Here is a 23,119-nt window from a genome sequence, read left to right on the forward strand (position 1 = left end):
CCCCTGAAGGCAACACGGGCCGCGACCGAGAGGTTCGCGGCCCGTCGACGTTCTCGCAACCCGCGGCCACGACAGGCATCATGGGCGCCCCTGCCCCATCCATCGTCCACGAGGTTGACCACCGCCGATGAGAATCCTGATTCGTACCTTCTTCCGCGGCCTGCGCCTGGTGCTGGCGCCGGTCATGCTGGCCTCCGAGAAGCTCTCCACCCCCCAGGCCATCCAGCGCAGCCCCGAGGCGCAGGCCCGGGTCGACGAGGCCTGCCGCAACCTGGCGCTCTACCAGTTCCGCAGCTGCCCCTTCTGCATCAAGGTGCGCAAGGAGATCGCCCGCCTGGGCCTGGAGATCGAGCTGCGCGACGCTCAGCACGACCCCGATCACCGCCGCGAGCTCGCCGAGAGTGGCGGGCGGGTCAAGGTGCCCTGCCTGAAGATCGCCCACGACGACGGCCCGACCGAGTGGCTCTACGAATCCGACGATATCAACGCCTGGCTGCACCGTCGCTTCGCCACGGCCGAGGCCCAGGCCGCCTGACCCGCCGCGCCCGGAAGGGCGCACAGGCAACTGCCGGCAGGCGGGGCGGCACTTGCCCTGCGCCGAGGGGCCGCCTACACCTTGGGGATGGACACCCTTCCGCTACGCCCCGCTTCCGGTCGCGGTCCGCTAGCCGTCGTCCGCTTCCTGGGCCTGGTGCTCCTGGGGGCCATCCTCGGCGCCATCGCCGCCCTCGCCGCCGTGGCCTTCGTCAGCGCGGTGCTGGCCCTCAATGACCTGCTGCTGATCTCGCCGCGCAGCCGCATGATGTTCGACCACCCGGGCCTGCTGCTGGCCGCCACCGTCGCGGTGCCGGCGCTCGGCGGCCTGGTGGTGGGCCTGCTGCACCGCGCGATCCCCGAGGGGCGCCCCCATGCCCCGGCCGACGTGATCGCCGCGGTGCAGACCCGCCGCGGCCGGCTGCCGCCCCGGGCCGGAGGGCTGTCGGCGCTGAGCGCGCTGGTTTCGCTGGGCGCCGGGGCCTCGGTGGGCCAGTACGGTCCCCTGGTGCACCTGGGCGCCACCCTGGGCTCGCTGGGCGCACGGCTGCTGCGCCTGGGGCGCTCCGACGACAACATCACCATCGCCTGCGGGGTGGCCGCGGCAATCGCCACCGCCTTCAACGCCCCCCTGGCGGGCATCGTCTTCGCCCACGAGGTGGTGCTGCGCCACTACGCGCTGCGCGCCTTCGCCCCGGTCGCCGCGGCGGCCCTCGTCGGCTACGTGATCGCCACCAATGTGCTCGACCGCGGCGCCCTATTCCATGTCGCCGACACCGCCGTGCCCCGCCCCTGGGAGTTCGTGGCCTTCCTCGCCATCGGCGGACTGGGGGCGCTGGTCGCCGGGGCCTACATGCACACCATCCTCGGCGTCACGCGCCTGGCCGGCACCCTGAGGCTTGCCCCGCCGCTGCGCCCTGCGCTGGCCGGCGCCCTGCTGGGCCTCACTGCCCTGTGGGTCCCCGACATCCTCGGCATGGGCCAGGAAACCCTGCGCTTCGCCACCATCGCCGGCGCCTTCGGCAGCGCCGAACTGCTGCTGGTGCTGGTGCTCAAGGTCGCCGCCACGGGGCTCTGCCTGGGCATGGGCTTCAGCGGCGGGGTGTTCAGCCCGGCACTGGTCATCGGCACCCTGTTCGGCGCCCTCTGCGGGAGCCTGGTCGGCCAGCTCAGCGGCGCGCCCCAGGAGACCTTCGTGTTCTATGCCGTGTGCGGCATGGTCGCGGTCACTTCGCCGGTGATCGGCGCACCCCTGACCAGCCTGCTGATCGTCTTCGAGCTGACCGGCAGCTATGCGCTGACCACCGCCGCCCTGGCCAGCGTGACCCTGGCCAGCCCCATCGCCGCCCAGCTCTTCGGCCGCTCGCTGTTCGACATCCAGCTCGAGCATCGCGGCCTGGACCTCTCCGCCGGGCGCGGACGTGCCGTGCTGCGCAACACGCCGGTGACCGAGCAGCTGACCGAAGAGTGCGTGACCCTGGCGCCGCAGACCCCGGTGGCCGAGGCGGTGACTGCCCTGTGTCGGGCCCGGCACGGCGAGGGCTACCTGGTCGATGACCGGGGGCGCTACCTGGGCTGCGTGAGCCTGGCCGACCTGGAGGCCGCGCGGGAGGCCGCGACGGGGCCGGCACAGGCCGGCGAGGTGGCGACCCTGGCGCGTCCGGTGCTGCACCCGGACACCTCGCTGTGGGACGCCATGGCCGAGCTGCAGGACGTCACCGGAGAGGCCCTGCCGGTGGTCGACCCCGCCGCGGATGACGCCTTCCGGGGGGTGGTCTTTGAAGCGAGCATCGCGCGCGCCTATCTGGCGCACAGCGACGAGCTGAGACGGGAGGAACATGGCACGGGGTAGAGGCAACCGAGGGCCGGTGAGCGTGCTGTGGCTGGCGCTGTTCGCCGCCGTGCCCGGGCAGGCAGACGACGACGCGCTCACCGTGCTGAGCTGGGGCGGGGCCTACGAGCGCGCCCAGCAAGCCGCCCTCTTTTCCCCCTATACCGCCGCCACCGGCACGCGCATCGAGGTGGCGCAATACGACGGGGGGCTGGATGGCCTGCGCCGTGCCGTGGCCGAGGGCGAGGTGCCCTGGGACCTGATCGACATGACCCGCAGCGAGGCCATGGCCGCCTGCGCGGAGGGGCTGCTCGAGCCGCTCTCCCCCAGGCTGCTGGCGCCGGCCCCGGACGGCACGCCGGCGGAAGAGGACTTCCTGCCGGACGCCTTCGGGCGCTGCGCCATCACCCACAGCATCTTCGCCACCGTGGTCGCCTACCGCCGCGACGCCTTCCCCGGCACGCGCCCCGACAGCATCGAGGACCTCTTCGACCAGCAGCGCTTCCCCGGCCCTCGCGCCCTGCAGCGCACCCCGGCGGTCAACCTGGAGTGGGCGCTGCTCGCCTATCGCGTGCCCCACGAGGAGCTCTATGGGCTGCTGAGCACCCGGCGCGGCCTGGACCTGGCGCTGGCGCGCCTGGACGAGCTGGAGGAGATCCACTGGTGGCAGGCCGGCGACACGCCGCCGCGGCTGCTGGCCGAGGGCGAGGTGGTGATGGCCTCGGGCTACAACGGCCGCTTCTTCGATGCCATGGTCAACCGCGGGGTACCCATCGAGATCCTCTGGGACGGCCAGGTCCAGGAGCACGAGACCTGGGCGATCCCCCGCGGCGCCCCGCATCCCGAGGCGGCCCGCGACCTGCTGCGCTTCGCCACCACCACCGAGCGCCTCGCCGACCTGTCGCGCCACATCCCCTACGGCCCGGCCCGTCGCTCGGCGGCGGTACGCGTCACCACCCACCCCGACAGCGGCGTGGACATGCGGCTGCACATCCCCACCCATCCGCTGAATGCCGAACGCGCCCTGGCCAAGGACGAGGCGTGGTACGCCCGCACCCTGGGACGCATCCAGGACTACTTCCGGGCCTGGCTGGCCAAGCGGGAGCAGGAGTGATGCCGTCCACTCACTCGTCCAGGGTCTCCCCCGTGCCCCCCAGCTCGGCGGGCACGTCGCGCATCTTGGGCAGGCCATCGGCCAAGCGCAGCACCGACTCCTGGTAGTGGACATGCAGGGCCGGCTCGAAGGTCAGCTCGGGAAGGATCGCCGCATAGACGTCGATCAGCCCCATACCGGGATGCTCGGTCAACACATGGCCGCCGCAGCTGCGGCACCACTTGCGCAGGCTGGCCGGCGTCCTGTGGTAGCTGCCCAGCGTGTCGGCCCCCTGCACCACCTCCACCGCCTCCGGCTTCCAGAGCGTGAAGGCGTTGACCGGCCCCGCCGACCAGTGGCGGCAGTCCTCGCAGTGGCAGTAGCCCATGGCCTCCGGCTCGCCGGTGACCCTCAGCTGGACGGCACCGCAGAAACAGGCGCCGTGATAGGTCTTGTCATCGCTCATGTCACACCTCTCGGGAAGGTTCCTCCGCACAAGGGAGTCCCCTGCAGTGTAGAAGCCCACTGCCTAGCCCCGCGAGGCCCGCAGCAACAGGTTGCGCGGCGTCAGTTCGCGCGCGCAGAAGGTGCCGAGCTCGACCCTGAAGCCCGCCTCCTCGAGCCGCCGCTGGCGGTCCAGCACCAGCCACACCTCTAGCGGGCGGCGGAAGAGGTGGCGGACCAGTTCGAGGCGCGTGACCTCGGCCTGGCGCCGCCGGCCTTGCTGCTCGAAGGCCTGCCAGTCGATGCCCGCCGGCAGGTCCAGCCCCTTGCGCGCGGCGGCCCAGCGACAGAACCCCGCGAAGCTGACGGGCATCCGGCCATAGGCGAGGCTCGGCACCGGCAGGTAGGCATCCAGGCCCCGAACCTCGCGCTGCAGGGCATCGAAGCCCAGCCGCCAGGCATTGGCCCGCTCGCGATGGCGCCGCACGTGGCGCGGCGCCGTCACGGTCTCCTGCACCGCCATGGCCAGGTCCTCCCGGGTGAGCGAGACGCCGTGTTCGGCGACCAGCTCGCGCCCGCGCCGCGAGAGTGGCCGGTAGTGCGCATCGGCGGTGCGGTGATAGCAGCACGGCGCCAGGGTCACGGCGCTGCCCCTGGCGGCGGCGAGCTCGATCAGCCGCCCGTGCAGGTCGCCGCAGGCATGCAGGGCCGCCACCTGGGTGTCCGCCGCGAGCCAGCCGGCGGCATCGGCAGCCAGCACGTCCTGCTGGGCCAGTTGCACCCGGGCCCCCTGTCGCTCGGCCAGCGCCTGGCCGTCGCGGCACAGCGCGGCCTGCCACTCCAGGCCGGTGACTTCACGGTCGAGGTGGCGGGACAGGGTTCGGGCCAGATGGCCCTTGCCGGCACACCACTCAAGCAGCCTGGCCTCCGGCAGCGCCGCCATCCGGGGCACGAAGGCCGCGACCTGCTGCCACTTGCGCCCGCCCATGTGCTCGGCCCACCGCGCCGGCAGGCCTAGCTCCTCGCCCAGACCCTCGGCGGGCAGCTCAGGGAGCTCGACCAGGGCCGCGAGTTCCGCCACCGGCAAGTGCTCGGCCAGGGGAGAGGCGGTGAAGGGGTCGGCCTGCAGCCGCGCGCAGGCGTCGTCATCGAGGGCCAGCAGGCTCTCGGCAAGCTCGGGATGTGCCTCGGCCCAGGGGAGGCGGCGATGCTGGAACGGCATGGGCCGCCACAGCGGCTGCCATTTGGCCAGCAGCGCGGTCAGCCGGGCGAAGCGGTCGCCGTGGGAGGGGGTATCGGGCATGGCAGGTCAATCTCGGGACAGGCCCGCATTGTAGGGGCTTCACGGCCGGCTTGCATGGCCGGGCGCCAGGCGACAGAGTGCGGGGTGCACCTTCCGGGCCTCCTCGAGGCACCGGCCCCCGACCGTCCACCTGCCAGGAGCCCCGCCGATGCCCGCCCCTCCCGACGCCTCCGCCCGCAGCGTGCTGGTTACCGGCTGCTCCAGCGGTATCGGCCACGCCGCCGCCCATATCCTGGCCGGCCGCGGCTGGCGCGTGTTCGCCACCGCCCGGCGCGAGGCGGACCTGGCCGGGCTGCGCGACGCCGGCCTGGAGGCCGTGGCGCTGGAGCTGGACGACAGCGCCTCGATCGAGGCCTGCGTCGCGGCGGTGCTGGAGGCGACCGGCGGGCGGCTCGATGCGCTGTTCAACAATGCCGCCTATGGCCAGCCCGGGGCCGTGGAGGACCTCGGCCGCGAGGTGCTGCGCGCCCAGCTGGAGACCAACCTGCTCGGCACCCACGAGCTCACCTGCCGGGTGCTGCCGGCGATGCGCCGCCAGGGCCACGGGCGCATCGTGCAGAACAGCTCCGTGCTGGGCCTGGCCGCCCTGCCCTACCGCGGCGCCTATGTCTGCTCCAAGTTCGCCCTGGAGGGGCTGACCGACACCCTGCGTATGGAGCTCACCGGCAGCGGCATCCAGGTCAGCCTGATCGAGCCGGGCCCGATCACCAGCCGCTTTCGCGAAAACGCCTATCGCGCCTTCAAGGCGCATATCGACACCGCCCACAGCGCCCATGCCGACACCTACCGGGCGGTCGAGGCGCGGCTGGCCGGCGACGACAGCGGCGGGCGCTTCACCCTCGGCGCCGAGGCGGTGGTCGACAAGCTGGTGCACGCCCTGGAGAGCCCGCGCCCGAAGGCACGCTACTACGTGACCCTGCCGACCCACCTGTTCGGCACCCTCAGGAGGGTGCTCGGCACCCGGGCACTGGACCGGGTGCTGCTGCGCTCGACCCGAAGCGAGCGGCAGCCCTGAGGGCCGAAAACCTCATCAGATGGTATTGCGCAGCCCCAGCTCGTAGGGGTGGGGGTCCAGATAGGTCTGCTCGCGGATATAGGCCGAGCCGTGGCGCTTCACGTAGTGGTTGAGCAGGCGGATCGGCACCACCAGATGCACGTGCCCGAGGCGATAGTCCTCGATGGCCGCCAGCAGGTCCTGGCGGGTCTCGCCGTCCACCGCCTCCCGGAGGTAGCCCAGCACGTGCATCAGCGCATTGGCGTGGGTCTTGCGGGTCGCCGGCCGCCCAAGCGCGGCCATGAAGCGCTGGAGGTAGTGGGCCATGGCCTCCTGAAGCGGCAGCTTGCTCGACTCGGCGAGGTAGCGCCCCAGTTCGCGATAGGCCTCCACGTGGTGGGCCATCAGCAGGTACTTCTGACGGCTGTGGAACTGCAGCAGGGCATGATAGCTGGGGGTGGCCTCCACACGGCGCTTCCAGTCGTCGAAGGCGTAGACCCGGGTGATGAAGTTCTCGCGCAGCACCGGGTCGTTCATGCGCGCCTCCTCCTCCAGCGGCAGCTCCGGGAAGTGGCGGCGCAGGGCACGCACGAAGGCGCCCGAGTCGGCATGGCTGGGCATGCCGTTGGGGTGATAGACCTTGACCCGCTCCAGCCCGCAGCTCGGCGAGCCCTTCATCAGGATGAAGCCGCGCAGGTGGCGGTGGCTGGCGGCAAAGTCCGTACTGACCTCGGCCAGCCGCTCGGTGACGTCGAGGCTCGGGTCCCGGGTGCCCTGCACGCGGGGCTCCTCGCCCTGCAGCCCGACGAGGCGGATGGGGTCGCGGGGCACGCCGAGGCCGGCCTCGAGCTCGGGGCAGAAGGGCTCGAAGGCGAAACGGTCCTGGAGGACCTCCAGGCAGTAGCGGGAGCGCTTGTGCCCGCCGTTGTAGCGCACCTGCTCGCCCATCAGGCAGGCGCTGATACCTACCGGAATCCCTTCCCTGCTTGCCGCCTGGTCCGCCATCGCCGCGCTCCTCCTCTCAACGTGCATCGCTCGCCGTGCATCGCCTGCCGGGTATCTCTCCCGGCACGCACCTCGGGCAGCGCCATTGTGGCATAGCCATGACGCGCTGCCAGTCCCGGCAACTAGCGCACCAGGCCCAGGCGCCAGTGCCACTCGGCGAGGCTCTCCTCGGGGTAGCCGGCGAAGCAGCGGTCGTTGTCGCGGGCCTCGACCTCCACCCTGGCGGTCTTGCGGCAGATCGAACAGTAGCAGCGCTGATAGGGGTGGGGGGAATCAACGCGGAAGTGCACTGCGCCGCAGTGGCAGGAACCTTCGAGCAGCATGACGATACCTCGCTTTAGCACACGGGCACACGGGCACATGGACCATCGGCCTGCGGCGGCGCCTGGGGGACCAGTAGAACCTGAACAACCCCACGACCAGCGTGACTACCTTAGGCATCACGGCTGCGAGGTCTTCCAGGGCTACCTGTTCGCCCGGCCGATGCCGCTGGATGCGCTGATCGAGTGGCTGGCGTCTCGGTCCTCAGACTGAGGCGAGCGTGCCCAGCAGCCTCTCCGGCAGGCGTGCACCGCCCAGCCGCCGGAGCCCGGCCCACAGCGTCACCTGGTTGGCAGTCAGCAGCTCCCGGCCGGTCTCGCGGCTCAGGGCCTCGCGCAGGAACAGCGAGTTGACCGCCGTGTCGGGCACCAGCAGCGGACGCGAGGCATCGGGATAGCGGGCGCAGAAGCGACGCACCTCCGCGCACAGGTCGGCGCGATGGGAATCGGCCGCATAGGGGCAGTCCAGTGCCTTGTCGTTGACCACGCTGACACCGCCCTCCCGCAAAAAGCTCACCAGCCGCAGGGTCACGTCGTCCGGATAGGGGCTGAGCAGGTCCACCCGCTCATGACCGAGGGCGGCCAGCGCCTCGTGGAAGGCCAGCGCCGTGCTGGTGACCGGCACCCCCAGCCGGGATGCCAGGGACGTGCGCTGCTCGCGGGCCCAGTCGAGCCCGCCGATGAAGCTGGCGCTGGTGCAGGCCCATACCATGGCCTGGGCACCGCCCTCCTCCACCAGGGTCCTACCCATCGGGACCAGCCGCTCCACGTCGCCCAGCGCCAGCAGCGCTGCCAGCGCATGGTGGCCATCGCTTTGCACCTTGCCCACCTGGATCCGCGGCAGCCCGCCCATCTCGTCGCCGAGGGTGTACCACTCATAGTCATCCGGTCCATCGTCGGGCAGCAGGATGCCCAGGCAGGGTTCTTGCGACATGCGATGACCTCCCGGTCTGGCTGAAGACGTTGTACAACTGGTCAGGGCTTGCCGCTAGGCTATCGCAGTCCCCCCGGCGGCTGGCAATGCCCCTTAAGGCTCAGAGGAACTCGCGGGTGGCATCCAGCACCCGCCCGTCGACCGTGCGCTGCAGCTTGTCCTCGATCTCGCTGCACAACGAGGCCACGTCCCGCGACGAGGTGCCCACCACCACGAAGCTCCACTCGCTGGCATCGTGGCGGTCAAGCTCGCCGCTCTCGCAGACCGCAATCGACGGGTGGCGTCCGAAACGCTCGTGAAGGCCGCCCATGCGCTGGCGCTTCTCCTTCAGCGAGCGGCAGCCCGGCAGGGCGACCCTGAGGGTCAGGACGGCGATATGCATGGCGGACTCCTCTGGCCTGCGGGGGATCTCTCGGGTAGGCACCGGGCGCCTACCCAGGCTGAGGGCAGCATAGTAGCCTTGTCCATCGCCTGCCCCGACGGGGATCACGATCACGCCAGGAGAGCCCATGATCCGCCTACACCACTGCATCAGCGCCCGCTCCTTCCGCCCCCTCTGGATGCTCGAGGAACTGGGGCTGCACTATGAGCTGGTCCTGCACGACTTCCCACCGCGGGTGCACGACGAGGCCTTCCTGGCGATCAACCCGCTGGGCACGGTGCCCGCCCTCCTCGATGGCGAGGTGTGCATGACCGAGTCGGCGGCCATCTGCCAGTACCTGGCCGCCCGCCATCCCGAGGGCGGCATGGACGTGGCCAGCGACGAGCCCGCCTATGGCGACTACCTCAACCTCCTGCACTTCGGCGAGGCGACCCTGACCTTCCCGCAGACCCTGGTGCTGCGCTATGGGCAATTCGAACCCCCGGAGCGCCGACTGCCCCAGGTGGTGGAGGACTACAGCCGCTGGTTCCTGTCCCGGCTGCGGACCCTGGAGCCACGGCTGGAGACACGGCGCTGGCTCTGCGCCGAGCGTTTCACCGCGGCCGACGTCTCGGTGGGTTATGCGCTGCTGCTGGCCAGCCACCTGGGGCTGGACGAACGCTTCAAGCCGAACGTGCGCGACTACTGGACACGCCTGCAGGCACGCGAGGCCTTCCAGCGCAGTCTGGAGGCCCAGCATGCCGCCGCGGTGGCCCAAGGCATCTCGCCGACGGCCGCCATGGAATGGCGCTGAGCCTGGATAGCGAAGGCGTGGCAGACCATGGCATCGAGCGAGGTGCCAAGGGTATCCTTGGCAGGCAGATGACAGCGTTTCGGAACCGGCCAGCCATGCACACACCCGCCCTCGCCATCACCCGCACGCCCCTGGTCGCCGTCTACGGCACCCTGAAGCGCGGACTGCGCAACCACCACTGGCTGGAAGGCGCCCACTTCCTGGGGGCCGACCGCCTCACCTCGGCCACCCTCTACGACCTCGGGCCCTACCCCGCGGCCAAGCCCGAGGCATCGCGGGGCATCGAGGTGGAGGTCTTCGAAGTCAGCGCCCGGCTGCTGGCCGGCCTGGATCGGCTCGAGGACTACCGGGTGCGGACCCCGAAGCATGGCGACTACGAGCGCGTCATCCAGGCCACCGCCTTCGGCCCCGCCTGGCTCTACCTCTACAACCGCGAGGTGGCCGGCTGCCCGGTGATCCGCGAAGGGGCCTGGCGGCCCCGATAGCCCCACGGCTGTGGTATAAACGCGGACATTCGGGAACCCCAACGGAATATCACCAGGGAGACGGCCATGGTCCGCTTCATCTTCTACATCGCCGCGCTGGCCGGCCTGGCCTATGGCGGGCTCTACTTCTACTACGGCGTGGAGATCAAGCGCGCCCTCGACCAGCGCCTCGACGACCTCGGTCTCACCGCCGTGGAGGTGAGACGCGTCGATTTCGACCCCATGGCGCCCCTGGCCAGCGACACCCGTATCACCGCCGAGGTGACCTACGGCGGCGCCGAGGCGAGCCTCGACATCCGCGTCATCGGCCATCCGGTATTTTCCGAGGAGACCCGCCTGGAGCTCGACAGCCTGCAGGCCCTGCGGCTGACCATCGGCGCCGGCGGTTGAGGCGGGTTCAGCCGACCGATACGCCACATCGAAATCGCAATCGCCTGTGGGCGAGAGATTCGCGAAGCAAGCTTCGCTCCCACGAAGACCTGCCGAGTGCCAGAGGTGAGCACCGAGTCGGGGATTCGCGCGGCCGGAAGCGCGCCCACGAAAATCCGCCAGGCGGCATGATATGCTCGGGGCACATCAACCGGCCTCTGTGCCGAACTTCGAGGAGAGCAACATGGCTCAGGCAAGCGCACGTCATATCCTGGTGGACAGCGAAGCAAAGTGTAACGAACTCAAGGCCGAGATCGAGGGCGGTCGCGACTTCGCCGAGGTCGCCCGCGAGAACTCCTCCTGCCCGTCCGGCAAGCAGGGCGGCGAGCTCGGCACCTTCGGCCCGGGCCAGATGGTGCCGGAATTCGACAAGGCGGTCTTCGAGGGGGAAGTGGGCAAGGTGCAGGGCCCCGTGAAGACCCAGTTCGGCTACCACCTGCTGGAGGTCACCGAGCGCAGCTGATCGCCCGACTCGCCCTGATCGACGCCGTGCATGGCCGCCATGCACGGCTTTTTCTTGTACAACCCCTGTATCATCCGGCCAGTCGCGCTAGGATGGGAGGCACCAGCGATCACCACAGGAGGAGCCGCGAATGAACGACGAGGCCTTTCAACACAGTATCCGCAAGCTGCTGAAGACGGTGGGTGTCACCACCCAGCAGGAGATCGAGAGGGCCGTGCAGCAAGCCCTCGCCGAGGGGCACCTCGAGGGCAACGAGACGCTTCCGGCCCGGGTGACCGTGGAGGTGGATGGCCTGAGCCTGGCGCTCGACTTCGACGGGGACATCACCCTTGAGTGACGCGCCGATGATCCGTGTTGAGGGGCTCTCCAAGACCTTCGCCGATGGCTTCAAGGCGCTGGTGGATGTCGACCTCACCATCCGGCGGGGCGAGATCTTCGCCCTGCTCGGCCCCAATGGCGCGGGCAAGACAACCCTGATCAGCGTGATCTGCGGGCTGGTCAACGCCAGCCGCGGCCGGGTACTGGTGGATGGACACGACAACGTCGGCGACTACCGCGCCGCTCGCTCACTGATCGGCCTGGTACCCCAGGAGCTGACCAACGAGGCCTTCACCACGGTGTGGGACACGGTAAGCTTCAGCCGCGGGCTGTTCGGCAAGCCGCAGGACCCGGCGCACATCGAGAAGGTGCTGCGCTCCCTGACGCTGTGGGAGAAGCGCAACAGCCGGCTGCTGGAGCTCTCCGGGGGCATGAAACGCCGGGTGCTGATCGCCAAGGCGCTCTCCCACGAGCCCCAGGTGCTGTTCCTGGACGAACCCACCGCGGGCGTGGACGTGGAGCTGCGCCGCGAGATGTGGGAAGTGGTGCGCGGGCTGCGCGACCATGGGGTGACCATCATCCTCACCACCCACTACATCGAGGAGGCCGAGGAGATGGCCGACCGCATCGGGGTGATCCGCCGCGGGGAGATCGTGCTGGTGGAGAACACCCATGCGCTGATGCGCAAGCTCGGCAGCAAGGAGCTGACCCTGCACCTGCAGGAGCCGCTGGAAACGGTGCCGGAGTCGCTGGCGGGCCACGGCCTGACGCTCGCCGACGAGGGCCATGCGCTGGTCTACAGCTACGATGCCGCCCGCCAGGAGGGGGGCTCGACGATCTCGGGACTGCTGGCCGACCTCGAGGCGGTGGGACTGCGGGTCAAGGACCTGCACACCCGCCAGAGTTCGCTGGAGGACATCTTCGTCAGCCTCGTCCAGGAGCGTCACTGAGCATGAAGCGTTTCAACCTGCAATCCGTCAAGACCCTTTACCGCGCCGAGATGGCGCGCAGCCTGCGCACCGTGCTGCAGAGCATCGTCTCACCGGTGATCTCCACCTCGCTCTACTTCGTGGTGTTCGGCGCGGCCATCGGCACCCGGATCAGCGAGGTGGACGGGATCAGCTATGGCGCCTTCATCGTGCCGGGCCTGATCATGCTGATGCTGCTCACCCAGAGCGTCTCCAACGCCTCCTTCGGCATCTTCTTTCCGCGCTTCTCGGGCTCGATCTACGAGATCCTCTCGGCGCCGATGTCCTATGTCGAGGTGGTGCTGGGCTATGTGGGGGCGGCGGCGACCAAGTCGCTGATCCTCGGTGCCATCGTGCTGGTCACGGCGCGGCTCTTCGTGCCCTACTCCATCGACCACCCGCTGATGATGGTGGTGTTCCTGGTGCTCACCGCGGTGACCTTCAGCCTGCTCGGCTTCATCATCGGCATCTGGGCCGACGGCTTCGAGAAGCTGCAGCTGGTGCCGCTGCTGGTGATCACCCCGCTGACCTTCCTCGGCGGCACATTCTACTCCATCGACATGCTGCCGCCCTTCTGGCAGACGGTGACCCTGGCCAACCCGGTGGTCTACCTGATCAGCGGCTTTCGCTGGAGCTTCTATGGCATCAGCGACGTCAGCCCGCTGGTCAGCCTGGGCATGATCCTGCTGTTCCTGGCCGCCGCACTCGCGGTGGTGGGCTGGATCTTCAAGAGCGGCTACCGCCTCAAGCCCTGAGCCCTCACGCGCGGATCAGGGTGCCGGCCTGGCCCTCGAGGAGGCGGCCGATGATGTCGATGGGCAGGATGCGCCGCGGCAGGGGCGAGGCGACCACGCGTCGCCAGTGGCCGCTGGCCTCCTCGACGAAGGCCCAGCCCCTCTCGGCCTTGAGCCGGCGCATGGTGTCACGGTCGTAGCCGGGGCCGATGGGCTTTGACGGGGTCAGGAAGGCGGGGTCGTCGGCATCCACCTCGACCCGGGTGAGCAGGCTGGCGCAGCTGGCGCCCGGCGGCATCTCGTTGAGCAGCTCGGCCTCGATCAGATAGCCGATGATGCCCTCGGTCGCGGCGTCCAGCACGTCCAGCGGGTAGGCGGCCACCTCGCTGTAGGCCTGGGCCTGGAGAGCCAGCAGGCCCACCTGGGGACCGTTGCCATGGGTCACCACCAGCTGGTGGCGACCGGCGAGCTCGGCCAGGGCGGCCGCCGCTCGCCGCACATTGTGGCGCTGGTTGTCGATGGTCATGGGCTCGCCACGCCGCAACAGGGCATTGCCGCCCAGGGCTACCACGATTCGCATGCAGGCCGCCTCCGGCGTGGGTGTGTTCGGGCCGGGGCACGCTGCAGGAGGCGGCCCGGACGGGGCGCAGGCGGCGTCCCCTTGCATCAGCATAGTCCGGTGCTGCGCTGCCACGTACCCGGAACGGCCCCGGGCCCCAGGGCCGGCTATCGAGGTGCGCCCGGGGCGGGTATCATCGCCCTCCTCGCCACCTCACCGCGGAGTTTCCATGCCGATCCTGCACAGCATCATCCATCGCATCGACAAGGCCGCCGGCGAGGCGCCGATGAGCCTGGTGCCCGCCACCGCGGAGCTGTCCCCCTCGCCGGCCCTGGACGACCTGCTGGCCGGCTTCAACGATGCCTTCAATGCCAAGCCCAAGGCCTGGGGTCATTTCGCCGAGACGACGCCCGAGGGCGAGGTGAGCTCACCCTTCGCCAGCGAGCTGGCCGACACCCTCGACGGGGGCCGCGACTTCGTCGCCTTCTCCCGCGACCTGGCACAGCGCATCGCCGAGCTTATCGGCGCCCACCTCTCGCTCTCCGGTGACCTGCTGGTGATCGACCACCGGGTCGGCGACACCCGCTACCTGAGCCTCGCGCTGCTGCACCATCGGGAGGGCTTCGGCATCGACGACCACCTCGCCGTGGTGCCGGTACGCCAGCTGAACCTGGCGCAGATGACCCTGGCGGCACGCCTCAACATCAACCAGTGGCAGGCCGGCGACTCGAAGCAGTACCTCTCCTGGACCCGCGACCGCGGCGGCAAGAAGCTCGCCGAGGGCTTCGCCGCCCTGCTGGGCGCCGAGGAGGGGGTGGACGCCAGCGGCGAGACCCGCACCCTGCTCAAGGCCTTCAGCGACTACGTCGAGCGGGAGGACCTGCCGGAGGAGGCCAGCCGCGAGAAGACCGACGCGCTGATCGACTACGCCAGCGACCAGGCCCGCCGCGGCGAGCCGATGACGCTGGAGGCGCTCTCGGAGGTCCTCGACGAGCAGCAGCCGAAGGCCTTCTTCGATCATATCCGCAACGCCGACTACGGCCTCTCCCCGGAGATCCCGCCGGACCGGCGCACCCTCAACCAGTTTCGCCGCTTCACAGGCCGCGCCGGCGGCGTGTCGATCAGCTTCGACTCCCACCTGCTCGGCTCCGGCGTGGAGTACGACGAGGACCAGGACCGGCTGATCATCAAGCAGGTGCCCAAGCAACTGCGCGAACAGCTCACGCGGCAGGGCTGAGCCCGGCAACGGCTGAAATGGCCGCCGTCCCGTGATCCGGAGGGCGCATATCCCGCTATGCTGAAGCCCTGCCCCATAACGTCGCGGGAGAGTCGCCATGCGCCGCATCCTGATCCTTCAGGGCCACCCCGATGCCTCGGCCCCCCATCTGCTGCATGTCCTGGCCGAGCACTACCGCCTGGGCGCGGAGACCGCGGGGCACGAGGTGCGCACGGTGAGGATCGCCGACCTGGACTTCCCGCTGCTGCGCAGCCAGAAGGCCTGGACCGAGGAGCGCATGCCCGCCTCGCTCGACGAGGCAGCGGGTGCCATCCGCTGGTGCGAGCACCTGGTGCTGTTCTTCCCGCTATGGCTCGGCGACATGCCGGCGCTGGTGAAGGGGTTCCTCGAGCAGGTGATGCGACCGCACTTCGCCTTCGAGTATGAGGAAGGCAATCCCCTGGGTCGCAAGGGGCTGACCGGACGCTCGGCGCGCGTGGTGGTGACCATGGGCATGCCGGCGGCGATCTACCGCCACCTCTATCGCGCCCACAGTGTCAGGTCGCTGGAGCGCAACATCCTGGGGTTCGTGGGCTTCAAACCGGTGCGCGAGACGCTGATCGGTTCGGTGGAGGCGCTCGACGCTGACGACTGTCGCAAGTGGTTCACCCGCCTGGAGAAGCTGGGTGCCGAGGCAGAATAACCGCTGAGTACCCTCTAGTACATGACTCACACTTGCTCTGTAAGCGATCGCTTACACGCCTCGTGAGCCTGCTATGACACTTGCACAAGGTGGCTGGCGGGATCCGCAAATTGTCGCCATGCTTCCCCGGTAGCGCCGCCGTGTGAGCAGGCATCGACGGCATGACAGGACGCATAAGAAAACCCACTGAAGGGAAGCGGACGGCCGTTGTCATCAAGACGGACGCCGTCCCTCAAGGAAGTGCCAATGGCCACCAACGCAGGGGATGGCAACGAACTGGATTGGCGTGGCGAGTTCCGGGACGCCGCCCGGGAGGCGCTGTTCCGCCGGACCATGCAGGCCCATGACGCCTGCCAGCTGCGTTATGCCCTGGTGGTGGCCGCCGCGCTCTTCCTCGCCTTCAGCCTGACGGACTTCAGCCTGCTCGGCACGAGCAATGCCTTCATGGTACTGCTGGCCATGCGCGCCACCGTCGCCACAAGCTTCCTGCTGCTGGCCCTGGCGGTATGGCGGCGCCCCTCCCTGGCCCAAGAGCCACTGTCGATCAACCTGGTCTGCCTGATGGCCGTCAGCGGCCTGCTGCTCACCATCCCCCTGCGGCCGGATGGCGTCATGACCAACCTCGCCTCGATCGTGGCCGCCAGCATGGCCTTCTACCTCTTCATCCCGAACCGGCTGCCCTGGATGCTGGCCAGCAACGCCTACCTGATCGGCGGCTTCCTCACCTCGGTGATCGTGTGGTCACCGCTGCCCGGCGGGGTCCTGGTGAACAGCCTGCTGCTGCTGGGCTTCGTCAACCTGCTGTGCTGGCTGACGGTCTCCCGGATCCACCGGCTGCAGCGCGCCCAGTTTGCCAGCCTGCTGGAGGAACGCTCGATCAACCGCCGACTGACCAGGGAGATCAAGGAGCGCAACCAGCTGGAGCAGCGCCTGCGTCACATGGCCAGGACCGACGAGCTGACGGGAATCACCAACCGCCGACGCTTCTTCGAGCTGGCCGAGCAGGAGCGCCGCCGGGCACACCGTGACGGCACCCCGCTGTCGCTGTGCATGGTGGATATCGACTACTTCAAGACCATCAACGACGTGCATGGCCATGCCATCGGCGACCTGGCGCTGACGGTGGTCGCCGCCCGCTGCCAGTCGATACTGCGCGAGAGCGACATCATCGGCCGCTACGGCGGCGAGGAGTTCGTCATCGCCCTGCCCCTGGCCAACCTGTTGACCGCCAAGGAGGTTGCCGAACGACTGCGTGAGGCCGTGTGTCACCGTCCCCTGGAGGTCAAGGGCGTGACGCTGGACCTGACGGTCACGGTCGGCATCAGCCGGGTCGACGATACCGAGACCAGCCTCGACCCGGCCCTGCTGCGCGCCGACCGGGCCCTGTATGCCGGCAAGGAGAGCGGGCGCAACTGCGTGGTGGTGACGCCGCAGGGCCCCGAGCTGACCCTGCTGGAGAGCGTGACGGCGGGTGTCACGCCAGGTGCGGTTCGAGCCACTGCCTCAGTTTCGGCCCCTGCAGCAGTCCCGGCTGGCGGGCGACTTCCCGGCCGTTTCTGAAGACGATCAGGGTGGGAATGCTGCGGATGCCGAAACGCCCCGCCAGGGACTGCTCGGCCTCGGTATCCAGCTTGGCGAAGCGCAGGCGGGGTTCGAGTTCCCGGGCGGCCTCGGCGAAGATCGGCGCCATCATCTTGCAGGGCCCGCACCAGCTGGCCCAGAAGTCCACCACCACCGGCAACTCGCTGCGCTCCACCAGGGCGGGAAAGTTGGCCGCGGTGAGCGCCACCGGCTCGCCGGTGAACAGCGCCTGCTTGCACTTGCCGCACTTCGGCCCGTGGCCGAGGCGTGTCCTGGCGACACGATTGATGGCCCCGCAATGGGGGCAGCCCAGGGTCAGGGAATCGGCCATCTCGCTCTCCATCCGGATAGGGTTTCCCGCACTATGCTGGCGCCCGGCTGGCGCTTCAAGCGGCATGGCGTCGCAGCCTTTCGCGCCCGGCCATGCAGCGGCCTGCCCGGGCTGCTATCGTCGCGGCAACACCTGCCGACGATGCCACCGAGATCTCCATGGCCGAACGACCGGACCCCCGCGTGCTGCTGCGCCTGCTGGCCCTGCTGCATCCCTACCGCTGGCGCCTGGCGCTGGCCGCCCTGGCGCTGCTCGCCGGCGCGGCCAGCGTGCTGCTGCTCGGCCAGGGATTGCGCCTGGTCATCGATCAGGGATTCCTGGCCGAGGATCGCGCGCGGCTCAACCAGGCCCTCGGCCTGATGCTCGCCGTGGTAGCGCTGCTGGCGATGGCCTCGGCGCTGCGCTACTACCTGGTCACCTGGATCGGCGAGCGGTTGGCCGCCGACCTGCGCCGCCGGGTCTTCGACCACCTGCTCGAGCTCGAGCCCGGCTTCTTCGAGCACAGTACCGGGGAGAGCGGCGGCGCCGGGGAGATCGCCTCGCGGCTGACGGCGGACACCAGCGTGCTGCAGAGCCTGTTCGGCTCGTCGATCTCGCTGGCGCTGCGCAACCTGCTGATGCTGGTCGGGTCGGTGGCGCTGATGCTGGTGACCCAGCCATGGCTCTCGGCCATCGTGCTGCTGGGCATCCCCGCCACGGTGCTGCCGATCCTGTGGTTCGGGCGGCGGGTGCGGCGACTCTCGCGCTTCAGCCAGGACCGGGTAGCGGAGCTCGGCCGCTATGCCGGGGAGGCCCTGGCCGGCATCCGCACCGTCCAGGCCTTCACCCACGAGACACAGGATCGCCAGGCCTATGGGGCTCGGGTCGAGGAGGCCTTCGCCACCGCCGTGTCACGCACCCGCCAGCGTGCCTGGCTGACGGGAATTGCCATGCTGGCGGTCTTCGCCGCGGTCGGCGTGATGCTCTGGCAGGGCGGCCAGGCGGTGCTGGCCGGCACCATGAGCGCCGGCGAGCTCTCGGCCTTCGTCTTCTATGCCGTGCTGGCCGCCGGCGCCGTGGCGACCCTGGCCGAGGTGGCCGGCGACGTGCAGCGCGCGGCGGGGGCCGCGGAGCGCCTGCTGGAGCTGCTGGATAGCCGCCCGGGTATTGCGCCGCCGCCCCATCCGGTGCCGCTGCCCGAGCCGCTTTCCGGGGAGATCCGCCTAGAGGCCGTGTGCTTCACCTACCCCGGCCGGGAGACCCCGGCGCTGGAGGCCTTCGACCTGACCATCCGGCCGGGAGAGCGGGTGGCGCTGGTGGGTCCCTCCGGGGCCGGCAAGAGCACCCTGCTCGCGCTACTGCTGCGTTTCCACGACCCGGACCGGGGCACCCTGCGCCTGGACGGCATCGACCTGCGCGAACTGGCCCCGCGTGAACTGCGCGCGGCGTTGGGCCTGGTGGCCCAGGAGCCGCTGCTCTTCACCGGCAGCGTGGCCGATAACCTGCGCTATGGCCGCCCGGATGCCAGCCTGGAAGAGCTGCGAGGGGCCGCCCGGGATGCCAATGCCCTGGCCTTCGTCGAGGCGTTGCCACGGGGCTTCGACACCTCGCTCGGACCGGGCGGCGTGCAGCTCTCCGGCGGCCAGCGCCAGCGCCTGGCCATCGCCCGGGCACTGCTCAAGGCGCCCCGGGTACTGCTGCTCGACGAGGCCACCAGCGCCCTGGACGCCGAGAGCGAGCGGCTGGTGCAGCAGGCCCTGGATCGGCTGATGGTCGGCCGCACCAGCCTGGTGATCGCCCATCGGCTGGCCACCGTGGTCGCCGCCGACCGCCTGCTGGTGCTGGACCAGGGCCGGCTGGTGGCCAGCGGCCGCCATGCGGAACTGCTCGAGTCGAGCCCGCTCTATCGCCACCTGGCCGAACTGCAGTTCGGGCGGCAGCACTGACTTGCCGATCTATCCCGTCAATTGAAAGAATTCGCGACTTCACAACACAAGGAGAGCTTCGCCCATGGAGCCGGCACGCCGGGAAAAGCAGAACGTGGCCATCCTGGTGAGCAGCCAGGTGCTGTTCATGATCGCCTCGATCACCGTGATGACGCTGAGCGGCGTGGTGGGCCAGCAGTTGAGCCCGGACCCCGGCCTGGCCACGCTGCCCATCGCCATGATGATGCTGGGGACCGTGGCCTCGACCCTGCCCGCCTCGCTCTACATGAAGCGCGTGGGCCGCCGACGCGGCTTCATCACCGGGGCCAGCCTGGGCGGGGTGGCGGGAGGCCTGCTGAGCTTCGCCGCCATTGCGCTGGGCTCCTTCTGGCTGTTCTGCGCCGGCAACCTGCTGCTGGGGCTCTACCAGGGCTTCGCCATGTACTACCGCTTCGCCGCCGCGGACGTGGCGAACCCCGCCTTCCGCAGCCGGGCGATCTCCTTCGTCCTGGCCGGTGGCGTGGTGGCGGCCTTCCTCGGCCCCTGGAACGCCAGCGCCGCCACCGACCTGATCGCCGACGTGCCCGCCGGCGGCCCCTACCTGGTGATCGCCACCCTGGCCTTGCTGGCCATCGGCCTGCTCAGCCAGCTCAGGGTGCCACCCAGTGGCGAACCGCAGCCCGGCGAGACCTCCCGCCCCATGGCGGCCATCGCCGCCCGGCCGAGCTTCGTGGTGGCGGTGCTGGCCGGCGCGGTGGGCTACGCCATCATGGTACTCGTCATGACCGCCACCCCGCTGGCCATGCGCGCCAGGGGCTTCGAGATGGGCCAGGTCGCCTTCATCATGCAGTGGCACGTGCTGGGCATGTTCGCGCCCTCGTTTGTCACCGGCGGCCTGATCGCCCGCTTCGGCGTCCCGCGCATCCTGCTCACCGGCACCCTGCTGCTCACCGGCACGGCCCTGGTGGCCAACCTCGGCGCCAGCCTGGCGCACTTCTGGATGGCGCTGGTGCTGCTGGGGATCGGCTGGAACTTGCTGTTCGTGGGCGGCAGCGCCCTGCTCTCCTCCGTGCATACCGAGGCCGAACGCGGCAAGGTGCAGGGCGTCAACGACCTGATCATCTTCTCCCTGGTGGCCATGGGGTCGCTGATGTCCGGGGCGTTGCTGCACCACCTGGGCTGGGAGGCCCTCAACCTCGCCATGCTGCCGGCCGTGCTGCTGGTGGCCCTGGCCGCGCTGTGGCTGCGCCTGGCCACCAATGCACAGCGAGAGGACGCTGGCTCGCCCCTGCCACGCAGGTAAGCCGGAGGCCAGCAGCGATCGGTGTGGCGCGCTCTCATGAATGCATCCTTCGGTCGGCGCTTTGCCCCCTCAGGCTTCGGCCCGCTTAGAACAGTCCCAATTGGCGGTCGATCAGAGCCGCGAAGTCGTCGCCGACGAAGGGCAGGATGGCATCGGCCACCGGCTGCAGCTGGCGGGTCAGGTAGTGGTCGGTGTCGATGGGCGAGTGGTGGGCCTCCAAGGGTTCGGGGCCGGCCTGCGTCATCACGTAGCGGATCCAGCCGCCATTCTGGTACTGGCGCGGTCGGCCCAGGCGGTCGTTCTCGGCGTCGGCAAGCCTCGCCGCACGCACGTGGGGCGGCACGTTGCGGCGATAGTCGTCGAGGCGCCGACGCAGCCGCTTGCGATAGACCAGCCGCTCGTCGAGCTCCCCCTCCCGGGCACGGCCCAGGAAGGCCTGCACATAGTCGCGCACGTAGTCGCCCCAGGGCTCGCCGACAAAGACGCGCCGGTAGAGCTCCTGCTGGAACGTCTTGGCGAGCTCCGTCCAGTCGGTGCGCACCGTCTCCAGCCCCTTGAACACCAGTTTCTCGTTGCCCTCGCCGTCCTGCACCAGCCCCGCATAGCGCTTCTTGCTGCCCGCCTCGGCGCCGCGGATGGTGGGCATCAAAAAGCGCCGGTAGTGGGTCTCGAACTGCAGTTCCAGGGCACTCTCGAGGCCGTACTCGGCCGCCAGGTGCGCCTGCCACCAGGCGTTGACCCGGGCCACCAGCCGGCGGCCGATCAGCGCGGCCTCGTCTTCCTCGAAGGGGCGACCCAGCCAGACGAAGGTAGAGTCGGTGTCGCCGTAGATCACGGTCACCCCCTCGGCCTCGATCAGCTCCCGGGTGCGGTGCATGATGGCGTGGCCGCGCATGGTGATCGACGAGGCGAGCCGCGCATCGAAGAAACGGCAGCCCTTGGAGCCCAGCACCCCGTAGAAGCTGTTCATGATGATCTTCAGCGTCTGGGAGAGCGGCGCATTGCCGTCGCGCTTGGCGGCCTCACGCCCGGCCCACACCCGCTCCACGATTGCCGGCAGGGCGTGACGGGTGCGCGAGAATCGCGCGCCGCGAAAGCCCGGCACCGAGGCCGCCTCCGAGGGGTCGGCGAGCCCCTCGACGAGCCCCGCCGGGTCGATCAGGAAGGTGCGGATGATCGAGGGATAGAGGCTCTTGAAGTCGAGCACCAGCACCGAGTCATAGAGGCCGGGCCGCGAGTCCATGACAAAGCCGCCGGGGCTCTCGGCGCTCTCTCCTTCGCCGAGATTGGGCGCCACCAGGCCCAGCCGGTGAAGGCGCGGCAGGTAGAGGTGGGTGAAGGCCGCCACCGAGCCACCGCTGCGGTCGGCGGGCAGGCCGGTCACCGTGGCCCGCTCGAGCAGGAATTCCAGCAGCTCGGTCTTCTCGAAGATCCGCGTCACCAGTTCGCAGTCCTTGAGGTTGTAGCGGGCCAGCGCCGTCTTGTCCTCGGCGAACATGCGCAGGATGTCGTCGAGGCGCTGGTAGGGGTTATCGATCGCCTTGCCCTCACCGAGCAGCGTGCGGGCGACGTTCTCCAGGCTGAACGAGGGAAAGTGCCAGGTGGCCGAGCGCAGCGCCTCGATGCCATCGATGATCAGCCGCCCGGCAGCCGAGGCGAAGAAGTGGCGGGTCTGATGGCCGTGGGCGCGCCACTCCATCTCGGCACCGCCGCGCCCGAGCCGCAGCGGCACCCCAAGCCGCTCGGCGTGCTCGCGAAGGATGCGCAGGTCGAACTGCACCAGGTTCCAGCCGATGATGGCGTCGGGGTCATGCTCGGCGAACCAGGCGTTGAGCCGCTCGAGGAGCTCGGCCCGGGAGCTGCAGTAGTCCAGCGCGAAGTCGCGCTCGCCCTCCCTGCCGTTGGCCGACCCCAGCATATAGACCTGGCGCTGCCCGCAGCCCTCCAGCGCGATCGAGTAGAGCTCGCCCTTCGCACTGGTCTCGATATCCAGCGACACCGGGCGCAGCCGCGGGCGGTACTCCGGCGCCGGGCGCAGACGGGCCTCCACCAGGCCGCCCTCGGCGTCCGGCACTCCGCTCACCTCGACGGGCGCGGTGATGAAGCGCTCCATCAGGTAGCGCTCCGGCGGGCGGATATCGGCCTCGAGCAGCTCGACGCCAGCGTCGCGCAGGCGGCGCTCCAGGGTTCTCAGCTGGCGTTGCTGCCGGCAGTAGAGGCCGAGTACCGGGCGCCGGTGGAAGTCGCGCAGTTCAAGGGCGCGCAGCGTGATGCCCGGCTCGCCGGCCAGCACGGCCTCGGCCCGCTCGCGTTGCTCGACCGGCAGGAAGGCCACCGAGGGCTGCGGCGGCAGGCGCACCCTGAGCGGACCCTCGTCGGTAGCCAGCCAGACACTGACCTCGGTGCCCCGGGGCGTGTCTTCCCAGTGCCGGGTGAGGATAAAGCCGCGCCGGGCGCTGCCTCCTCCCTGAACGGTGCCCTGCGTCGTCAAG

The 23,119-nt window shown here is 69.9% G+C and carries 25 protein-coding genes; 16 read left to right on the forward strand and 9 right to left on the reverse strand.

What is annotated here, in order from left to right; genetic code table 11:
* Positions 1 to 127 precede the first annotated feature (127 nt).
* The 3 genes from M8009_RS18135 to M8009_RS18150 all read left to right on the forward strand — a co-directional run bounded on the left by M8009_RS18135 (position 128) and on the right by M8009_RS18150 (position 3,479).
* Complete coding sequence (locus M8009_RS18135; RefSeq protein ID WP_250063772.1) at positions 128 to 535, forward strand: glutaredoxin family protein; 408 nt, start codon at positions 128 to 130, stop codon at positions 533 to 535.
* An 87-nt stretch (positions 536 to 622) separates the two neighbouring features.
* Positions 623 to 2,386 (forward strand): chloride channel protein, encoded by a 1,764-nt coding sequence (locus M8009_RS18140; RefSeq protein WP_284047896.1) that lies wholly within the window; start codon positions 623 to 625, stop codon positions 2,384 to 2,386.
* Positions 2,373 to 3,479 (forward strand): extracellular solute-binding protein, encoded by a 1,107-nt coding sequence (locus tag M8009_RS18150; protein ID WP_250063774.1) that lies wholly within the window; start codon positions 2,373 to 2,375, stop codon positions 3,477 to 3,479. The genes M8009_RS18140 and M8009_RS18150 overlap by 14 nt, the downstream gene beginning before the upstream one ends.
* Positions 3,480 to 3,489: 10 nt before the next feature.
* On the opposite strand, the gene M8009_RS18155 is transcribed toward M8009_RS18150, so the two are convergent.
* Complete coding sequence (locus tag M8009_RS18155) at positions 3,490 to 3,924, reverse strand: GFA family protein (RefSeq protein ID WP_250063777.1); 435 nt, start codon at positions 3,922 to 3,924, stop codon at positions 3,490 to 3,492.
* 63 nt (positions 3,925 to 3,987) lie between these two features.
* On the reverse strand, positions 3,988 to 5,205 hold the full coding sequence (locus M8009_RS18160; RefSeq protein WP_250063779.1) for a methyltransferase: 1,218 nt from the start codon (positions 5,203 to 5,205) through the stop codon (positions 3,988 to 3,990).
* Between the two features lie 148 nt (positions 5,206 to 5,353).
* Between M8009_RS18160 and M8009_RS18165 the strand changes: the two genes are divergently transcribed.
* Complete coding sequence (locus M8009_RS18165; protein WP_250063781.1) at positions 5,354 to 6,220, forward strand: SDR family oxidoreductase; 867 nt, start codon at positions 5,354 to 5,356, stop codon at positions 6,218 to 6,220.
* Positions 6,221 to 6,235: 15 nt separating this feature from the next.
* Here the strand turns inward: M8009_RS18165 and M8009_RS18170 are convergent, their stop codons facing one another.
* From M8009_RS18170 to M8009_RS18185, 4 genes are all read right to left on the reverse strand, one after another.
* The gene (locus M8009_RS18170; protein WP_250063783.1) at positions 6,236 to 7,204 is read right to left on the reverse strand and encodes a YbgA family protein; all 969 of its coding nucleotides are present in this window, start codon (positions 7,202 to 7,204) and stop codon (positions 6,236 to 6,238) included.
* Between the two features lie 122 nt (positions 7,205 to 7,326).
* Positions 7,327 to 7,527: a GFA family protein gene (locus tag M8009_RS18175; RefSeq protein ID WP_250063785.1), complete on the reverse strand. Its 201-nt coding sequence runs from the start codon at positions 7,525 to 7,527 to the stop codon at positions 7,327 to 7,329.
* 202 nt (positions 7,528 to 7,729) lie between these two features.
* Entirely contained in the window at positions 7,730 to 8,458 is a 729-nt protein-coding gene (locus M8009_RS18180) for an aspartate racemase/maleate isomerase family protein (RefSeq protein WP_250063787.1), read from the reverse strand.
* 100 nt (positions 8,459 to 8,558) lie between these two features.
* Positions 8,559 to 8,840, reverse strand: a complete 282-nt coding sequence (locus M8009_RS18185) for a DUF503 domain-containing protein (RefSeq protein WP_250063789.1) — start codon at positions 8,838 to 8,840, stop codon at positions 8,559 to 8,561.
* 127 nt (positions 8,841 to 8,967) lie between these two features.
* Between M8009_RS18185 and M8009_RS18190 the strand changes: the two genes are divergently transcribed.
* The 7 genes from M8009_RS18190 (at position 8,968) to M8009_RS18220 (ending at position 13,051) form a co-directional block, all read left to right on the forward strand.
* The gene (locus tag M8009_RS18190) at positions 8,968 to 9,633 is read left to right on the forward strand and encodes a glutathione S-transferase family protein (protein WP_250063790.1); all 666 of its coding nucleotides are present in this window, start codon (positions 8,968 to 8,970) and stop codon (positions 9,631 to 9,633) included.
* A 95-nt stretch (positions 9,634 to 9,728) separates the two neighbouring features.
* Complete coding sequence (locus M8009_RS18195) at positions 9,729 to 10,118, forward strand: gamma-glutamylcyclotransferase family protein (protein ID WP_133636299.1); 390 nt, start codon at positions 9,729 to 9,731, stop codon at positions 10,116 to 10,118.
* A 66-nt stretch (positions 10,119 to 10,184) separates the two neighbouring features.
* Complete coding sequence (locus M8009_RS18200) at positions 10,185 to 10,508, forward strand: hypothetical protein (RefSeq protein ID WP_250063792.1); 324 nt, start codon at positions 10,185 to 10,187, stop codon at positions 10,506 to 10,508.
* A gap of 223 nt (positions 10,509 to 10,731) precedes the next feature.
* The gene (locus tag M8009_RS18205; RefSeq protein WP_250063794.1) at positions 10,732 to 11,010 is read left to right on the forward strand and encodes a peptidylprolyl isomerase; all 279 of its coding nucleotides are present in this window, start codon (positions 10,732 to 10,734) and stop codon (positions 11,008 to 11,010) included.
* A 130-nt stretch (positions 11,011 to 11,140) separates the two neighbouring features.
* Entirely contained in the window at positions 11,141 to 11,347 is a 207-nt protein-coding gene (locus tag M8009_RS18210) for a DUF6494 family protein (RefSeq protein ID WP_250063796.1), read from the forward strand.
* Positions 11,348 to 11,354: 7 nt separating this feature from the next.
* Positions 11,355 to 12,278: an ABC transporter ATP-binding protein gene (locus M8009_RS18215; protein WP_250063849.1), complete on the forward strand. Its 924-nt coding sequence runs from the start codon at positions 11,355 to 11,357 to the stop codon at positions 12,276 to 12,278.
* Between the two features lie 2 nt (positions 12,279 to 12,280).
* Positions 12,281 to 13,051, forward strand: a complete 771-nt coding sequence (locus M8009_RS18220) for an ABC transporter permease (protein WP_250063798.1) — start codon at positions 12,281 to 12,283, stop codon at positions 13,049 to 13,051.
* Between the two features lie 4 nt (positions 13,052 to 13,055).
* Here M8009_RS18220 and M8009_RS18225 read toward each other — a convergent pair whose 3' ends face one another.
* Positions 13,056 to 13,610, reverse strand: coding sequence for an amino acid kinase family protein (locus tag M8009_RS18225; RefSeq protein WP_250063800.1), 555 nt, complete (start codon positions 13,608 to 13,610; stop codon positions 13,056 to 13,058).
* Between the two features lie 208 nt (positions 13,611 to 13,818).
* Here M8009_RS18225 and yejK point away from each other — a divergent pair, with 208 nt between their 5' ends.
* The 3 genes from yejK to M8009_RS18240 all read left to right on the forward strand — a co-directional run bounded on the left by yejK (position 13,819) and on the right by M8009_RS18240 (position 17,068).
* Entirely contained in the window at positions 13,819 to 14,826 is a 1,008-nt protein-coding gene (yejK, locus tag M8009_RS18230; protein WP_250063802.1) for a nucleoid-associated protein YejK, read from the forward strand.
* 97 nt (positions 14,827 to 14,923) lie between these two features.
* Complete coding sequence (locus M8009_RS18235) at positions 14,924 to 15,508, forward strand: NAD(P)H-dependent oxidoreductase (RefSeq protein WP_250063804.1); 585 nt, start codon at positions 14,924 to 14,926, stop codon at positions 15,506 to 15,508.
* Positions 15,509 to 15,754: 246 nt separating this feature from the next.
* Complete coding sequence (locus M8009_RS18240) at positions 15,755 to 17,068, forward strand: GGDEF domain-containing protein (RefSeq protein WP_250063806.1); 1,314 nt, start codon at positions 15,755 to 15,757, stop codon at positions 17,066 to 17,068.
* Here the strand turns inward: M8009_RS18240 and trxC are convergent.
* Positions 16,983 to 17,420, reverse strand: a complete 438-nt coding sequence (gene trxC / locus M8009_RS18245) for a thioredoxin TrxC (RefSeq protein WP_250063808.1) — start codon at positions 17,418 to 17,420, stop codon at positions 16,983 to 16,985. The genes M8009_RS18240 and trxC overlap by 86 nt on opposite strands.
* 158 nt (positions 17,421 to 17,578) lie before the next feature.
* On the opposite strand from trxC, the gene M8009_RS18250 reads away from it, so the two are divergent.
* Positions 17,579 to 19,345 carry an ABC transporter transmembrane domain-containing protein gene (locus tag M8009_RS18250; RefSeq protein ID WP_250063810.1) on the forward strand — a complete coding sequence of 589 codons (1,767 nt, stop codon included), beginning with the start codon at positions 17,579 to 17,581 and terminating at the stop codon, positions 19,343 to 19,345.
* Positions 19,346 to 19,409: 64 nt separating this feature from the next.
* Positions 19,410 to 20,627: an MFS transporter gene (locus M8009_RS18255; RefSeq protein ID WP_250063812.1), complete on the forward strand. Its 1,218-nt coding sequence runs from the start codon at positions 19,410 to 19,412 to the stop codon at positions 20,625 to 20,627.
* An 85-nt stretch (positions 20,628 to 20,712) separates the two neighbouring features.
* On the opposite strand, the gene M8009_RS18260 is transcribed toward M8009_RS18255, so the two are convergent.
* Positions 20,713 to 23,118, reverse strand: coding sequence for a DNA polymerase II (locus M8009_RS18260; protein ID WP_250063814.1), 2,406 nt, complete (start codon positions 23,116 to 23,118; stop codon positions 20,713 to 20,715).
* Between the last annotated feature and the right edge of the window lies 1 nt (position 23,119).

Origin of the sequence: Halomonas gemina (assembly GCF_023554995.1) — a bacterium.
Taxonomy (GTDB): Bacteria; Pseudomonadota; Gammaproteobacteria; order Pseudomonadales; family Halomonadaceae; genus Halomonas; species Halomonas gemina.

What these genes read in the sequence shown, in the direction of transcription:
- M8009_RS18160 (WP_250063779.1), bottom strand. Translation starts at nt 5,205, where the DNA reads ATGCCCGATACCCCCTCCCACGGCGACCGCTTCGCCCGGCTGACCGCG.
- M8009_RS18135 (WP_250063772.1), top strand. Translation starts at nt 128, where the DNA reads ATGAGAATCCTGATTCGTACCTTCTTCCGCGGCCTGCGCCTGGTGCTG.
- M8009_RS18210 (WP_250063796.1), top strand. Translation starts at nt 11,141, where the DNA reads ATGAACGACGAGGCCTTTCAACACAGTATCCGCAAGCTGCTGAAGACG.
- M8009_RS18220 (WP_250063798.1), top strand. Translation starts at nt 12,281, where the DNA reads ATGAAGCGTTTCAACCTGCAATCCGTCAAGACCCTTTACCGCGCCGAG.
- M8009_RS18235 (WP_250063804.1), top strand. Translation starts at nt 14,924, where the DNA reads ATGCGCCGCATCCTGATCCTTCAGGGCCACCCCGATGCCTCGGCCCCC.
- trxC (WP_250063808.1), bottom strand. Translation starts at nt 17,420, where the DNA reads ATGGCCGATTCCCTGACCCTGGGCTGCCCCCATTGCGGGGCCATCAAT.
- M8009_RS18155 (WP_250063777.1), bottom strand. Translation starts at nt 3,924, where the DNA reads ATGAGCGATGACAAGACCTATCACGGCGCCTGTTTCTGCGGTGCCGTC.
- M8009_RS18250 (WP_250063810.1), top strand. Translation starts at nt 17,579, where the DNA reads ATGGCCGAACGACCGGACCCCCGCGTGCTGCTGCGCCTGCTGGCCCTG.
- M8009_RS18150 (WP_250063774.1), top strand. Translation starts at nt 2,373, where the DNA reads ATGGCACGGGGTAGAGGCAACCGAGGGCCGGTGAGCGTGCTGTGGCTG.
- M8009_RS18185 (WP_250063789.1), bottom strand. Translation starts at nt 8,840, where the DNA reads ATGCATATCGCCGTCCTGACCCTCAGGGTCGCCCTGCCGGGCTGCCGC.
- M8009_RS18255 (WP_250063812.1), top strand. Translation starts at nt 19,410, where the DNA reads ATGGAGCCGGCACGCCGGGAAAAGCAGAACGTGGCCATCCTGGTGAGC.
- M8009_RS18200 (WP_250063792.1), top strand. Translation starts at nt 10,185, where the DNA reads ATGGTCCGCTTCATCTTCTACATCGCCGCGCTGGCCGGCCTGGCCTAT.
- M8009_RS18175 (WP_250063785.1), bottom strand. Translation starts at nt 7,527, where the DNA reads ATGCTGCTCGAAGGTTCCTGCCACTGCGGCGCAGTGCACTTCCGCGTT.
- yejK (WP_250063802.1), top strand. Translation starts at nt 13,819, where the DNA reads ATGCCGATCCTGCACAGCATCATCCATCGCATCGACAAGGCCGCCGGC.
- M8009_RS18195 (WP_133636299.1), top strand. Translation starts at nt 9,729, where the DNA reads ATGCACACACCCGCCCTCGCCATCACCCGCACGCCCCTGGTCGCCGTC.
- M8009_RS18140 (WP_284047896.1), top strand. Translation starts at nt 623, where the DNA reads ATGGACACCCTTCCGCTACGCCCCGCTTCCGGTCGCGGTCCGCTAGCC.
- M8009_RS18205 (WP_250063794.1), top strand. Translation starts at nt 10,732, where the DNA reads ATGGCTCAGGCAAGCGCACGTCATATCCTGGTGGACAGCGAAGCAAAG.
- M8009_RS18165 (WP_250063781.1), top strand. Translation starts at nt 5,354, where the DNA reads ATGCCCGCCCCTCCCGACGCCTCCGCCCGCAGCGTGCTGGTTACCGGC.
- M8009_RS18225 (WP_250063800.1), bottom strand. Translation starts at nt 13,610, where the DNA reads ATGCGAATCGTGGTAGCCCTGGGCGGCAATGCCCTGTTGCGGCGTGGC.
- M8009_RS18170 (WP_250063783.1), bottom strand. Translation starts at nt 7,204, where the DNA reads ATGGCGGACCAGGCGGCAAGCAGGGAAGGGATTCCGGTAGGTATCAGC.
- M8009_RS18215 (WP_250063849.1), top strand. Translation starts at nt 11,355, where the DNA reads ATGATCCGTGTTGAGGGGCTCTCCAAGACCTTCGCCGATGGCTTCAAG.
- M8009_RS18190 (WP_250063790.1), top strand. Translation starts at nt 8,968, where the DNA reads ATGATCCGCCTACACCACTGCATCAGCGCCCGCTCCTTCCGCCCCCTC.
- M8009_RS18240 (WP_250063806.1), top strand. Translation starts at nt 15,755, where the DNA reads ATGGCCACCAACGCAGGGGATGGCAACGAACTGGATTGGCGTGGCGAG.
- M8009_RS18180 (WP_250063787.1), bottom strand. Translation starts at nt 8,458, where the DNA reads ATGTCGCAAGAACCCTGCCTGGGCATCCTGCTGCCCGACGATGGACCG.